Origin of the sequence: uncultured Roseibium sp., from assembly GCF_963675095.2 — a bacterium.
In the GTDB taxonomy this organism is placed as follows: Bacteria; Pseudomonadota; Alphaproteobacteria; order Rhizobiales; family Stappiaceae; genus Roseibium.
In genome coordinates this window covers 35,016-47,331 of record NZ_CAXXSJ010000028.1, presented here as the reverse complement: position 1 = coordinate 47,331, position 12,316 = coordinate 35,016, and the positions used below count along the sequence as shown (strand labels likewise).

Genomic DNA, 12,316 nt, shown 5'->3' with positions numbered 1-12,316 from the left:
TTAATCCGGGACCAGAATACCGCCGATGAAGTCTCTTGTCCGGTTCCAATCGCCGGTCAGCAGATCAACATGGTCCGAGGGCTTTACCGCGGCTCGGAAAGTCTCGTCGGCGACGAACTGGATCTGGACTGCCGAAGGCAGGCTGGCGTTGACGGAGGCGTGGTTCACCGGGCTGTCGTCGATGAAGATCAGCGGGGACGGCCTACCTGCAGCCAGGGCCGCGACCGCGCCGCCCTTGGGACCGGAATTGGTCAGAACCGGGTAGGGAATGCCGAATCCCTGCAAAAGCTTTTCCCTTACCGGCTTGTTATGCGCGCCGGGCAGGTTGGTCAGGAGCAGGATGTCCCAGTCCGAATGAAGTTCCTTGAGTGCCCGGTCCGCACCTTCGACCATGCGCTGACGATGACTTTCCTCGTCGAAAAACGCATCGACGAGCTGGCGGACGGCTTCCTGGCTGATCGGTGTGTCCGATCCGATCGGTGCGATGTTGCCGGTGAACCGGTAACCGCCGGACAGGAACGTCAGATCTTTCGTACCGAGAAATGCGGTGAAATGGTCGGCCATATGCAGGATGACCTCGTCCACGTCGCAGACGATCAAGGGACGGCTTGCTTTCGGCAGGGCGTCTATCTGGGCGAGAACGTGGGCGGAGGGAGGCGTCGGCTCAGCCATAATCGGACGGATCTCCAATGAGGGCGAAGCGGGCAGCGGCGATCATGGTCGGGCGCAGGCCGGCGTTTTCGCAATAGGTGAGCAGCATGGCTTCGTCCGCCATATAGAACTCAAGGACGCCCGCGAGGAAGCCCGGTTCCTCCGCCGCATCGCGAATCGATTCCGGTCCGATGCCGGAAACCGCCAGAAATCTGCCGATCTGCTCCGGGTCCCGGCTCAGCTGAAGCAGGGCCTCTACGGCAATTTCCTGAGCGGATTCAAAGGTCATCTGTTTGCCGCGTTCGCCGAGCATCGTGTTTTTTTGCCTTTCCGAAACGATTCCACGTTAATAGAGACCCTAATGCGAAGCGACGACGCATTCCAGCTGCCAGGGGCGGCGGCAGGTACAACGACGGCTCCGTCCGTCACACAGGGACCGGCAGAAGCCGGGAAAAGGGCCGAGACATGGCGAAGACCGTGCTGATTGTGGAAGACAACGAGCTGAACATGAAGCTCTTTCATGACCTGCTCGAGGCGCACGGATATGAGACCTTGCAGACCCGGACGGGGATTGAGGCGCTCGAGCTTGCCAGGGCCCACCATCCTGACCTGATCCTGATGGACATCCAGCTGCCGGAAGTATCCGGGCTTGAGGTGACCAAATGGATCAAGGAGGACGAGGACCTCTGTGCCATTCCTGTGATCGCCGTGACCGCCTTTGCCATGAAAGGCGATGAGGAGCGCATCCGCCAGGGCGGTTGTGAGGCCTACATATCCAAGCCGATCTCCGTCGCCAAATTTCTGGAAACCGTGCGGTCCTATCTGGGCGAAGCATAAGCCGGCTTTTAAAACGAGTTGCTCGTAATTGGTTTAATTCAAAGATAGCTCCCTCAAAAAGTGCACTGCGGAAACTACGCCTATTCATGAAGCATTTTCGCCTGCTGACGCATGCGTTAAGGTTACGAATTTACTAACTTTGCAGGTCGTTTGTGCAAAATCTTGCAGGAGTGTTGATTTCCGGCACCACTCTTGTAGTGTGACGCCACGAAAGAACGATCTTCTTGCAAGATCTTTTACTGGTTTGTACAGCGCGTTGTTGTCGTGTGGTGTAACCACAGACCAGGGTTCCCTACGGAGTGCTCAGGTCCGCCGCATCTCCTGGGTCCGTGGGGCAGGCCGGCGGGAGAGCGGGGCGAAGAGTGGCCTCCTCGAACACCTGCTTTCCGCCGGCCACCTTATTTCGAACTTTCTCCTCTCGACGCATCCGAAGATTTACCGACTGCTGTCCTTTACGTTAGTAGGTTCAGGGTGAGCGGTGATTCGAGTTAATCTTTCAATTGGTTTCTGTTTTTTGAAACTAATTATATTCTTTTTGGGAAAAGCAATACAAATCAAGTCTATGGGTATGGATTGGTTGTTTTTCTCCTTCTGGGTCAAGATTTAGAATTCATAATAATTTAATTTTAATTTGGCTTCTTTTCCTCTGGGAGACTTCTCGAGGGGCAAGAGCTAATGACGCTGAATATCAAAAAACTGAGTATCACCACATCCATGGCTCTTGCCATTGCCGGGTTCCTGACCGTGGCGATGTTCGTGATCGGCTTTATCGTTTACGACGTGTCGAGCGATCAGGCGAAAAGCCGTGCGGTCGCCAAGCAGGACACCAACCTGCGCGTGGCGGCGACCATCTTCGAAGAACGGGTGGACGGGGCGAAGGTCGTCTGGGGCGCCGGCGGCAATGTGGAACGGATCGAACTCGACGCCATCCCCGAATTCACCTCCCATGACCTGATCGATACGGTCGGACGCATGACCGGCGAAACGGTTACCGTGTTCGCCTGGGATCCGGAGACGAAGGATTTCTGGCGCAAGACCACCAACATCATCAAGCCGGACGGCAATCGGGCGGTGGGGACGCCGCTCGGCCAAAACGGGGCCGTCTATCCGGTGGTCACAACCGGCAAGACCTTTCAAGGCCAGGCGACGATCCTCGGCAAGGACTATTACACGATCTATCAGCCGATCTTTTCGCCTGCCAATGACATCATCGGGATTCTCTACGCCGGTGTCGAAAAGGCCGAAGTCGAGGCAAACGTCTCCGAGATGATGACCAGTTTCACGCTTTTGGCGGCGCCGGTGGTGATTGTGGCGGTCCTGCTCAGCATGTTCATGGTCGCGCGGCTTTTGCGGCCGTTCTCCGAGTTGGCTCGTATCACCGGGCGTATCGCCGAAGACGACCTGTCCGTCGACATTCCCTTCGCCGAACGGACCGATCAGATCGGCCAGATGGCCCAGGCTGTGGAGACGCTGAAACGCCGGTCCATGGAACGGTTGGAACTGGAGAACAGCCAGAAGGCCAGCGAGCGGGAGACCGAGGATCGGCAGAACCGGGTCCAGGACCTGATTGCTTCCTTCCGCACCAGTGCCTCCGACCTCCTGGCTTCGGTTGCCGAAACGGCGACCAGCATGGATCAGACCGCAGGCCGGATGACGGATATCGCCCAGGAAAGCGCGAATCATGCGAGCGATACACTGAGCGTCTCCGACGAGGCAACGCGCAACGTGCAGACGGTTGCCAGTGCGGCGGAGGAACTGTCTGCTTCCATCGGCGAAATTTCCCGGCAGGTCTCAAAAACGACCGAGGTTGTCGCCCGGGCCACCGAGGGCACCCGGATGACCAACGAGAAGGTCGAGGGGCTCGCGGAATCCGCCGGCCGGATCGGTGAAGTCGTGACGCTGATCCAGGCGATTGCAGAGCAGACCAACCTGCTGGCGCTGAACGCAACCATCGAGGCGGCCCGCGCGGGCGAGGCCGGCAAGGGATTTGCGGTGGTCGCGGCGGAAGTGAAGGAACTCGCCACCCAGACCTCCAAGGCGACAGAGGAGATCGGCGCTCAGATCGCTGCCATTCAGGAGGCGACCAAGGACTCAGTCCAGGCGATCGGAGAAATCACCGAAATCATGGAAGAGGTGGATTCCTACACCTCCACCATCGCTGCAGCCGTCCAGGAGCAGGGCGCGGCGACCAACGAGATTTCCCAGAACGTGCTCAGAGCCTCGGAAGGCACCATGTCAGTGTCCTCCAACATGTCCAAACTGTCGGAAGCAGTCGACCAGACTTCGTCTTCCGCCAAGGACGTCCTTGCCGCATCCGGCGATCTGTCTGCCAGGACGGAACAGCTCAAGGAAGAGGTCAACCGCTTCCTGGAAGGCGTCGCCGCGGCCTGACCGTAGGGACTCGGTTTCGAAACCCGCCCATCCGGATGTTGGACGATATGTCCTGTATCCGGGTGGGTTTTTTCATTCCGGGAAGGCGATGGGGTGCGATATGGCAATAACGCCTTGCATCTTCCACTGATAGGACGTATGTCCGCACGCCCGATCCAATCCCTCTTGAACCAGAAGCCCCGACCGTTTTTGACCCAGGCCGCGCGTAATTGCGCGCCGTGGCGGGGCGACGTATTTGACCGGAGTGCCCCGCATGACGAAGACCATCGGCCTTGATTTCGGAACGTCCAACACGGTCTTCGTCGAAGCGGACGGGGGCAATGCCACACGGACCGTCGAGTTCGGCGCCGGCGCTGAGGCGGTTGCCTCGCTCGCGACGGTTCTCAGCTTTCTGGACCGCGGCGCGGCACGGCCGCCGCATCCGGAGGTCGGCCCCTGGGCCATCCGGCAGTTTCTGGAAAGCCTGGGGGATGTGCGTTTCATCCAGTCGCTGAAGTCGTTCGTTGCCAGTGCGACCTTCAAGGGCACCGGTATCTACGGCAATCCATTTGATTTCGAAGACCTAATGGCGACATTCCTGACCTGTGCGATGAAGCGTGCCGCCACGCGGGTTGTTCCGGAGGAAACCCGCCTGATCATCGGCCGTCCGGTGGCCTTTGCCGGCCATGCGCCGGACGAGGCGCTGGCCATGCGCCGTTACCGGGAAGCGCTCGCGCGTGTGGGTTTCCAGGACATCCGCTTTGTTCTGGAACCGGTCGCGGCGGCTTTTTCCTTTGCGCAGGGCCTGAACGAGGATGCGACCATCCTGGTGGCCGACCTCGGCGGCGGTACCACGGACTATTCGCTGATGCGGTTCCGGCGTGGCGGCGACGGGCTGACCGCCGACCCGCTTGGCCGGGGCGGGGTCGGGATCGCGGGCGATTCCTTCGACTACCGGATCATCGACAACGTCATCCTGCCGAGGATCGGCAAGGGCAGCAGCTACAAGAGCATGGGCAAGGAGCTGGAGATCCCGCCGAACCTGTTTTCCAACTTCGCCCGCTGGCACATGCTGTCGGTGTTCAAGACCTCCGACGACTACCGGGAAATGAAGAAGCTGCTTCGCTGGTGCCTGGAACCGGAGAAGATCGAACTGTTCATCGACCTGGTCGACGAGGACCAAGGCTATCCGCTCTATAAGGCCGTGTCGGAGACGAAGGCGCAGCTTTCGGCGGACATGCAGGCAGAACTGACCTTCGCCCCGCTGGGAGCCGATTTCAGGGCCACGGTCACAAGAGATGACTTTGACCTGTGGATCGCGCCGGAACTGGCGAAGATCGACCGGGCGCTCGATGCGGCCATCGACAACGCCGGGATCACCGACCGCGACATCGACCGGGTGTTCATGACCGGCGGCACCTCGTTCGTGCCCGCGGTCCGCAGGCAGTTCGAGCAGCGTTTTGGCGCCGAGCGGCTGTCGGGCGGCAATGAGCTTACCTCGGTCGCAACAGGCCTTGCCCTGATCGGCGCAAGGGAGGATGCGGATCACTGGGCAGTCGCCGCCTGAAGGCCTGACGCGGCACCGGAAAACGAAAAGACCCGCCGGCAACACCGGCGGGTCTTTTCATGAGAAGCGTAGGTCCGCTGTGAGCGGGGAAGCTTACTTGATCTTGGCTTCCTTGAATTCCACGTGCTTCTTGGCAATCGGGTCGTACTTCTTCATGACCATCTTTTCGGTCATGGTACGGGAGTTCTTCTTCGTGACATAGAAGAAGCCGGTGTCAGCCGTGGAGAGGAGCTTGATCTTGATTGTAGTCGCCTTGGCCATGGCCTTGGATCCTGTTTTGTTGGGTCGGGCAAACGGTACTCGTGGCCAGAGCGTCTGGCGTGCATCCTGCCCCTGTGTCTGAAATCAGCGCGCAAAGTACTCAAGACGGCGGCAAAGTCAAGCTTTGGCGAGCGCGCTGTTGCGGAAAATCCATGAACTGGAGCGCTGATGACGGCGCACGCTGACAAATGTCCTAGATGAAGTCCCGCTGGAAGCCGCCGCTGCGGAAAAAGTAGAAGGGAACCGGGGTTTCAGGCGCAAGCTTCGGGTCGCCTACGAGGCGTTCTTCGAGATCGCCGAGGATCCGCTTGGTAATCGCGGGGATTTCCTTTTCCCGGGCTTCGTCCAGGGTCAGCCATTCCACGTCTTCCAGCTCACCGGAGGGACCCATGCCGTTTTCCATCTGGGCGGCGATGGCATCGCCCCAGACAGCCAGGAAGCGGGCATCGAAGCGGCGGGGCCGTTGGGGCGGGGTGATGGCGCGGGCGACCATGCGGAACGGGGTGAGATCGAGTTCGATGCCGCGCTCCTCGAAAGCCTCGAAGCCCTTGCCGATTCTGGCTTTGGGGCCGTTTTCAACGCCATCCCGTTTCACGCCGATGAAAATCCCGGCTTCCTCGTAGGTTTCACGGACGGCGGCCAGGGCCAGCGCGCGGACGCGGGCCGCGCTCTTCGGGCCCTTCATCAGGGCCGACAGCTTTTCTTCCACCGCAGGCTCGTAAGACGATGCCACGTTCACGCGGGAATCACCCGGGTCGAGCCGGCCGCCGGGAAAGACGAACTTGCCGGGCATGAAGGCGTGCCCCATGTGACGCCGGCCCATCAACACGCGGAACGGGCCTGCCGCCGTCTTGTCGAGGATCAGGAGAGTGGAGGCGTCGCGGGGACGCATGTAGGGAAATTTCCCCGCCTGTTCATCCTTGGAGAGATTGATCTGGGGTTTAGCGTTCATCGGATGCCTGCTGCTGGGTCTGGCTCCGGCAGATCATCGCCTGCCTCGGGGTCGAACCCATGCATATAAAGGGCCCATTGCAGCCCGACAAGCGCGCCCTTGATCGGGCGCAGCATCCCGAGGGAGAGAATGAGCGTCAGCGGGACCCACAGGGACATGTGGATCCAGACTTCCGGATGATAAAGCACTTCCACCGCCAGCATGGCCGGAATGATGATGTGGCCGACGATCGTGATGGTGAAATAGGGCGGCGCATCATCGGCCCGGTGATGATGGATCTCCTCGCCACAGCTGTTGCAGGTGTGGACCGTGGTCAGAAAGCCGGAGAACAGCTTCCCCTTGCCGCAACAGGGGCAGCTGCTGCGAAGACCCCGCATGATGGCCTGCATCGGCTTTCTCGACGGCTTGGCCGGAGTTCCGGTTTCAGGATGCGGCAGTTCGGTCTTGTACTGAACGTTCATCGTTTTTTCTTTCCGCTTGGGCGTCCGGAGGAAGCTTTCGAATTCCTCGCTGCGGCGCGCTTGCGCGGGCTCCGGGGCGCCGCTCCGGGTTTCCGCCGGGATTTCTTCGCGGCGCGACCGCTACTGAGGATTTCGAAACGCAGGGCGCCTGCGAAGGGCGCCGCTTCAGCCAGTCTGACTGTGATCTGGTCTCCAAGCTGATAGGTTTCACCGGTCTTGTCACCGATCAAGGCGTGCGACCCTTCGTCATACCTGTAATAGTCGAGGCCGATGGTGGAGGCGGGCACGAAGCCATCGGCACCGCTGTCGGCCAGGCGCACGAACAAGCCGGACTTCACCACGCCTGCGATTCGGCCGGAAAATTCCGCGCCAATCTTGTCGGCCATCCACAGCGCGATCAGCCGGTCGATGGTGTCCCGTTCGGCCAGCATGGCACGCCGTTCGGCGCCGGAGATTTCAGCGCCGATGGCTTCCAGTTTCGCCTCGATGCCTTCCGGCAGACCGTCGTTGCCCAGGCCGAGCGCCCGGATCAGCCCGCGGTGGACGATCAGGTCCGCATAGCGGCGGATCGGCGAGGTGAAATGCGCATAACGGCGCAGATTCAGGCCGAAATGGCCGATGTTCTGCGGCGCGTATTCCGCTTGGGCCTGACTGCGCAGCACCACCTCGTTGACCAGATGTGCCTCCGGCGTGTCCTTGACCTTGGCCAGGATGCCGTTGAAGACGGAGGGTCTCAAGCCGCCGCTCGAAGGCAGCTTCATGTTGATGGTGGACAGGAACTCTTTCAGGTTTTCCAGCTTCTCCGGCGTCGACGCATCGTGGATCCGGTAGAGCAGGGGCGTCTTTTTCTTTTCCAGCGTCTCGGCGGCCGAAACGTTGGCGAGGATCATGAATTCCTCGATCAGCTTGTGGGCTTCCAGCCGCTCGGGCACGAAAACGTGATCGACCGTGCCGTCGTCCTTGAGTTTGATCTTGCGTTCCGGCAGGTCGAGTTCCAGCGGCTCTCGGGCCTCGCGCGCTGTCTTCAGGGCTGCATAGCCTTCCCACAGCGGTTTCAGCACGCCGTCGAGCAGGGTTTCGGTCTTGTCGTCCGTTACTCCGTCGATCGCCTTCTGGGCCTGGATATAGGACAGGCGGGCGGCGGAGCGCATCATCACCCGGTGGAACGTATGGGAGATCTTGCGGCCGCCCTTGTCGATGACCATGCGCACGGCAAGGGCCGGTCGGTCTTCCTTTTCGCGCAAGGAGCAGAGCACGTTGGAGATGCGCTCCGGCAGCATCGGAATCACCCGGTCGGGGAAATAGACCGAATTGCCGCGCATATGGGCCTCCCGGTCCAGCGCGGAGCCGGGGCGGACGTAATGGGCGACATCGGCAATGGCCACGTAAAGCACATGGCCGCCGTCGTTCTCGCCGCTGTCGTCGGGTTCGGCGAAGACGGCGTCGTCATGGTCCTTCGCGTCTGGCGGGTCGATGGTGACGAGCGGGATCTGCCGCCAGTCCTCGCGCTTGCCAAGTGTCTCGACGGGTTTCGCTTCCTCAGCTTCCTGTTCCACCGCGGCGGGGAAGACATGGCGGATGCCGTGGCTGTGCAGGGCGATCTCGGAGACCGCCTTTTCCGAATTCATGGAGCCGAAGCGTTCCACGATGCTGGCGCGCGGGGCGCCGTAGCGGCCGGTGCGGGTGACCTGAACGCTGACCAGATCGCCGTCCTCGGCGCCCTTCAGATCGCTCGGATCGATGTCCAGTTCGCGTTGTTTGCGGTCCACCGGTTCCAGATAGGGCGGGTGGGTGCCGGAGCGGGCGCGCATGATGCCGAGGATCGCGTCCTGGCGCTTTTCCAGAAGCTTGATGACCCGGCCGGTGTAATCGGCCTCTCCCTCGTCGGACTCCGTCAGGCGGATGAGGGCCCGGTCGCCGATGCCCGGCTGCGGACCCTTGCCGCGCCCTGTGAGCACCAGAACCTTCGGCGCGGGACCGGTGTCGTCGTCCCAGTCGACGGGCTCGCCCAGAAGCTCGCCATCCCGGTCGCGGGCAACCAGGCTGACCACAAACACGGGGGGCAGGTCGCCGGGGCGAAGCAGGCGTTTCTGGCGTTTTTCCAGGAGGCCTTCGTCGCTGAGTTCGCGCAGCATGCGCTTCAGTGGAATGCGGGCGCCGCCGATAATGCCGAAATGGCGCGCGATTTCGCGCTTGCCCGCCTTTCCGGGGTTATCTGCGATGAAGGCGAGGATATCCTCGCGCGACGGCATTTCCGCCGGTGCCTTGGCAGTCTTCCGGCGGGTTGGTTTTCTGGTTCCTATACGTTTCGCATTCAAGATGCGTCGTCCCACGGCACCTCTTCGGAGGAGGCGTCGACCTCTGCCTTTGCAGATGCCTTTTTAGTCGTGGTCTTCTTGGCGGCTGTTTTCTTGGCAGCCGGTTTCTTCGCAGCAGCCTTTTTCGGCGCGGCCTTTTTCTTGGTCCCGCCGCCCTTGCCGGCCTTGGCCGTGATCAGTTCCACAGCCTGTTCCATGGTCACCGTCATGGGATCGGTGCCCTTGGGCAGGGTGGCGTTGACCTTGCCGTGGTTGACGTAAGGCCCATAGCGTCCGTCGCGCACGGTGATCGGTCCGCCCTGTTCGGGATGTTCGCCGAGTTCCTTCAGCGCGGCCGGGGTGGCGCGTCCGCGTCCGCCCTTGGCGCGCTTTTCGGCCAAAGCATCGACGGCGCGGTTGATGCCGACGGAAAAGACCTCGTCCGGGGAGGAGAGGTTGGCATAGGTGCCCTCATGAAGCACGAAGGGTCCGTAACGGCCGATGCCTGCGGAGATCATCTTGCCGTCTTCCGGGTGCGGTCCGACCTCGCGCGGCAGGGACAGGAGCTGCAGCGCCTTGTCCAGGTCCATGTCCGGCGCCGACCAGCCCTTGGGCAGGGACGCGCGCTTCGGCTTGGCTTCTTCGCCAAGCTGGACATAAGGTCCGAAGCGGCCGGTGCGCAGCGAGACGTCGAGCCCGGTTTCGGGATCCTGGCCGAGGATCTTCGGCCCGTCGGCAGCTTCGTCGTCGCCGTCGGCCGACTTGGCGAGCTGGCGGGTGTAGTTGCACTCCGGATAGTTGGAGCAGCCGATAAAGGCGCCGAAGCGGCTGACCTTCAGCGACAGACGGCCGTCGGAACAGGACGGGCAGGCGCGCGGATCGGTGCCGTCACCCTTGTCCGGGAAGATATGGGGGGCCAGCAGGTCGTTGAGCGCATCGATGACCTGGGCGACACGGAGATCCTTGATCTCGTCGACGGCGCCGGAAAAGTCCTTCCAGAAGGCACGCAGCACGTCCAGCCAGGACAATTCGCCGGCGGAAATCTTGTCGAGTTGTTCTTCCAGGCTCGCGGTGAAATCATATTCGATATAGCGGTCGAAGAAGCTCTCCAGGAAGGCGGTGACGATCCGGCCCTTGTCCTGGGGAACGAGCTGCTTCTTTTCCAGTTCCACGTATTCGCGGTCGCGCAGGGTCTGCAGCGTGGAGGCATAGGTGGAGGGCCGGCCGATGCCGAGCTCTTCCATCTTCTTGACCAGGCTTGCTTCCGTGTAACGCGGCGGCGGCGTGGTGAAATGCTGGCTGGCCTCGATGGCCTCAGCCTTGCCGTCGACGGAGCCGAGCATCAGCGATGCACCGTCGTCGACGGCGGGCAGGCGCTTGGAATCCTCGTCCTCGTCGTCGTCGCGGCCTTCCTGATAAAGGGCGAAGAAGCCGTCGAAGCGGACGACGGAGCCGGTGGCGCGCAGGGCGGCCTTTTTACCGGAGCCGGAGGCGGTGATGTCGATGGTGGTGCGTTCCAGGACGGCGGATTCCATCTGGCTCGCCATGGTGCGCTTCCAGATCAGCTCATAGAGCTTGGCCTGATCGGGGTCGAGGAAACGGGCAACGTCCTTCGGCCGGCGGAACAGGTCGGTCGGGCGGATGGCCTCGTGGGCCTCCTGGGCGTTCTTGGCCTTGGTGGAATAGAAACGCGGCTTTTCGGGCACGTAATTGTCGCCGAAATCCTTGCCGATCACCTTGCGGGCGGCGGAGATCGCCTCGCCGGCGATCTGCACGCCGTCGGTACGCATATAGGTGATGAGACCGGAGGTCTCGCCACCGATGGCAATGCCTTCATAGAGACGCTGCGCCACCTGCATGGTGCGGGACGCGGCAAAGCCGAGCTTGCGCGAGGCTTCCTGCTGCAGGGTGGAGGTGGTGAAGGGCGGCGCCGGATTGCGCTTGGTCGGCTTGGAGGTGACGCTGTCCACGGAAAAGCCGGCGGAGGCCAGCATGGTCTTGATGGCGGTGGCTTCGCCTTCCGACTTGATGTCGAGGCGGCCGATCTTCTTGCCGTCGAAACCGGTGACGGAGGCCTGGAACGGGTCGCCGGAGGGTGTCTTCAGATTGGCGAGGATCGACCAGTATTCCTGGGGCTTGAAGACCTCGATCTCCATTTCCCGGTCGCAGATCAGGCGTAGCGCGACCGATTGCACACGGCCGGCGGAGCGGGCACCCGGCAGCTTGCGCCACAGGACCGGAGACAGGGTGAAGCCCACCAGATAGTCGAGCGCGCGGCGCGCCAGATAGGCGTCGACCAGCGGCGTGTCGAGTTCGCGCGGGTTGGCCATCGCCTCCAGGATCGCGGACTTGGTGATGGCATTGAAGACGACGCGCTGGACCTTTTTGTCCTTCAGGACGCGCTTCTTCTGCAGCACTTCCAGCACATGCCAGGAAATCGCCTCGCCTTCGCGGTCGGGGTCAGTCGCGAGAATCAGGCGGTCGGCGTCCTTGACCGCATTGGCGATCTCCGAAAGCCGCTTCTGGGACTTGGAATCCACCTGCCAGCTCATGGCGAAGTCTTCATCCGGCTTGACCGATCCGTCCTTCGGCGGCAGATCGCGCACGTGGCCGTAAGAGGCCAACACGTGATAATCCGAGCCGAGATATTTATTGATCGTCTTGGCCTTGGCCGGCGATTCCACAATGACGATGTTCATCGATACCCAAATGCTGACTGACGGGAACGGATGCGGAGCCCCGAGCCGCGTCCCGAAGAAATTCACAGTTTCAAGATGGCGACGATCACGGATCGCCGACCGCCTGTCAAATGGACCTTTGCGCGAGTGCGGTCAAGTGACCCTGCAAAAAGGCGAGTTATCCACCGGACCGCGAGCCGGATCCGGCAGTTCCGGAAACGACGTTTGACGTGTGCACGCCG

General features: G+C 61.6%; 10 protein-coding genes. 3 read left to right on the top strand and 7 right to left on the bottom strand.

Features of this window, described 5'->3' with window-relative positions:
* On the bottom strand, nucleotides 1-672 hold the full coding sequence (locus ABIN98_RS09740; RefSeq protein ID WP_346909549.1) for a hypothetical protein: 672 nt from the start codon (nucleotides 670-672) through the stop codon (nucleotides 1-3).
* Nucleotides 665-940 carry a DUF3572 domain-containing protein gene (locus tag ABIN98_RS09735; RefSeq protein WP_346909547.1) on the bottom strand — a complete coding sequence of 92 codons (276 nt, stop codon included), beginning with the start codon at nucleotides 938-940 and terminating at the stop codon, nucleotides 665-667. Before ABIN98_RS09735 ends, ABIN98_RS09740 begins: the two co-directional genes overlap by 8 nt.
* A 176-nt stretch (nucleotides 941-1,116) precedes the next feature.
* Between ABIN98_RS09735 and ABIN98_RS09730 the strand changes: the two genes are divergently transcribed.
* From ABIN98_RS09730 to ABIN98_RS09720, 3 genes are all read left to right on the top strand, one after another.
* A complete protein-coding gene (locus tag ABIN98_RS09730; RefSeq protein ID WP_346909545.1) occupies nucleotides 1,117-1,488 on the top strand; it encodes a response regulator in 372 nt (123 codons plus the stop codon).
* 675 nt (nucleotides 1,489-2,163) lie between these two features.
* Nucleotides 2,164-3,879, top strand: coding sequence for a methyl-accepting chemotaxis protein (locus ABIN98_RS09725; protein ID WP_346909543.1), 1,716 nt, complete (start codon nucleotides 2,164-2,166; stop codon nucleotides 3,877-3,879).
* A 253-nt stretch (nucleotides 3,880-4,132) separates the two neighbouring features.
* Nucleotides 4,133-5,425 (top strand): Hsp70 family protein, encoded by a 1,293-nt coding sequence (locus ABIN98_RS09720; protein ID WP_346909541.1) that lies wholly within the window; start codon nucleotides 4,133-4,135, stop codon nucleotides 5,423-5,425.
* A gap of 93 nt (nucleotides 5,426-5,518) precedes the next feature.
* Here the strand turns inward: ABIN98_RS09720 and rpmG are convergent, their stop codons facing one another.
* The 5 genes from rpmG to topA form a co-directional block, all read right to left on the bottom strand.
* Nucleotides 5,519-5,686: a 50S ribosomal protein L33 gene (gene rpmG / locus ABIN98_RS09715; RefSeq protein ID WP_190290594.1), complete on the bottom strand. Its 168-nt coding sequence runs from the start codon at nucleotides 5,684-5,686 to the stop codon at nucleotides 5,519-5,521.
* A 193-nt stretch (nucleotides 5,687-5,879) separates the two neighbouring features.
* Nucleotides 5,880-6,638: an NUDIX hydrolase gene (locus ABIN98_RS09710; protein WP_346909539.1), complete on the bottom strand. Its 759-nt coding sequence runs from the start codon at nucleotides 6,636-6,638 to the stop codon at nucleotides 5,880-5,882.
* Complete coding sequence (locus ABIN98_RS09705) at nucleotides 6,635-7,099, bottom strand: DUF983 domain-containing protein (RefSeq protein WP_346909537.1); 465 nt, start codon at nucleotides 7,097-7,099, stop codon at nucleotides 6,635-6,637. Before ABIN98_RS09705 ends, ABIN98_RS09710 begins: the two co-directional genes overlap by 4 nt.
* Entirely contained in the window at nucleotides 7,096-9,351 is a 2,256-nt protein-coding gene (gene rnr / locus ABIN98_RS09700; RefSeq protein ID WP_346909535.1) for a ribonuclease R, read from the bottom strand. The genes ABIN98_RS09705 and rnr overlap by 4 nt, the downstream gene beginning before the upstream one ends.
* A gap of 62 nt (nucleotides 9,352-9,413) precedes the next feature.
* Entirely contained in the window at nucleotides 9,414-12,095 is a 2,682-nt protein-coding gene (gene topA, locus ABIN98_RS09695) for a type I DNA topoisomerase (protein WP_346909533.1), read from the bottom strand.
* Between the last annotated feature and the right edge of the window lie 221 nt (nucleotides 12,096-12,316).

What these genes read in the sequence shown, in the direction of transcription:
- ABIN98_RS09740 (WP_346909549.1), bottom strand. Translation starts at nt 672, where the DNA reads ATGGCTGAGCCGACGCCTCCCTCCGCCCACGTTCTCGCCCAGATAGAC.
- ABIN98_RS09735 (WP_346909547.1), bottom strand. Translation starts at nt 940, where the DNA reads ATGACCTTTGAATCCGCTCAGGAAATTGCCGTAGAGGCCCTGCTTCAG.
- ABIN98_RS09730 (WP_346909545.1), top strand. Translation starts at nt 1,117, where the DNA reads ATGGCGAAGACCGTGCTGATTGTGGAAGACAACGAGCTGAACATGAAG.
- ABIN98_RS09725 (WP_346909543.1), top strand. Translation starts at nt 2,164, where the DNA reads ATGACGCTGAATATCAAAAAACTGAGTATCACCACATCCATGGCTCTT.
- ABIN98_RS09720 (WP_346909541.1), top strand. Translation starts at nt 4,133, where the DNA reads ATGACGAAGACCATCGGCCTTGATTTCGGAACGTCCAACACGGTCTTC.
- rpmG (WP_190290594.1), bottom strand. Translation starts at nt 5,686, where the DNA reads ATGGCCAAGGCGACTACAATCAAGATCAAGCTCCTCTCCACGGCTGAC.
- ABIN98_RS09710 (WP_346909539.1), bottom strand. Translation starts at nt 6,638, where the DNA reads ATGAACGCTAAACCCCAGATCAATCTCTCCAAGGATGAACAGGCGGGG.
- ABIN98_RS09705 (WP_346909537.1), bottom strand. Translation starts at nt 7,099, where the DNA reads ATGAACGTTCAGTACAAGACCGAACTGCCGCATCCTGAAACCGGAACT.
- rnr (WP_346909535.1), bottom strand. Translation starts at nt 9,351, where the DNA reads ATGCCGTCGCGCGAGGATATCCTCGCCTTCATCGCAGATAACCCCGGA.
- topA (WP_346909533.1), bottom strand. Translation starts at nt 12,095, where the DNA reads ATGAACATCGTCATTGTGGAATCGCCGGCCAAGGCCAAGACGATCAAT.